Source organism: Vibrio sp. 10N.286.49.B3, from assembly GCF_002873395.1.
In the GTDB taxonomy this organism is placed as follows: Bacteria; Pseudomonadota; Gammaproteobacteria; order Enterobacterales; family Vibrionaceae; genus Vibrio.
Map to the genome: position 1 here is coordinate 1 of NZ_MCUV01000060.1, position 890 is coordinate 890.

General features: G+C 40.1%; 1 pseudogene. It reads right to left on the bottom strand.

The annotated features are described in order from the left end of the window. Nucleotides 1-55: 55 nt before the first annotated feature. Nucleotides 56-890, bottom strand: a pseudogene (locus BCU68_RS15800) (chromosome partitioning protein ParB); the annotation flags it as partial.

Consider the following 890-nt stretch of genomic DNA (forward strand, 5'->3'; position numbering starts at 1 on the left):
ATGACTGTTGTCATTATCGGGGCTTGGGTTTAAATGGGAATGATGTCGAGAATTAAGCGCTTACCAGATAGTTGCGCACCTGAAATTCAATGTCATCTTCAGACTCTAATCCCAATGACGAAATCACTCGAGTGAGGTATTCTTCAGGGGATATTGGAAGTACTTTATAGATCTTATTTCCATTGATTTTTTGTTTGATTAGGTAATGGGCAAACGCATAAATTGCTTCGGAAGCTTGGCTTTCAAGTTTGTGACGTTTCACTATCTTAGAAATGAAATCCACTGACAGAGCCAGCTCTTCATTACCCTCAACATACGCTAGTATTTCCGCTGGTTGAAACGCGGTACCTTGAGTACCGCGAAATGCATAAGGATTGATGGTCATATCAAACGCTTTTGCTAGCATAGCAACACGAGACAGAACTTGAGCGTTTACTTTAACTCCCGCCATCTCTAAAACTTGCGATCGAGACCGTAAATTACCCACATCAATATTTGCAAATGATAAATCGTCGGTTACGTCATAAATAATAGGTGTAATAAAGCCAGTGTGAGATTCGACTGAAGCTTCTAGGCGGTGATGACCATTAAGGATTTCGCCTTCAAATGAAATAAGAATTGGTTCTCCACTCAGGCACCATTTACCACTCCTCATTGATTCTGCATACATCGCTATTCTTGATCTACTTAACTTTCGATTTGTGTGGTTAGGATTAACTACACCACGCCGGGAATACTTTAACATCTCACGTGCGAGTTGAGGGCTGATATAAATAACAATACACTTTAACGTCGTTTGAACAGCTCTTATCCCAGAGTAATAGCGAGCTTTGGTTTTAAAAATAGCTTCAACTTTTTGAGATGATAACTGCATATTTCGGAGCATTGCG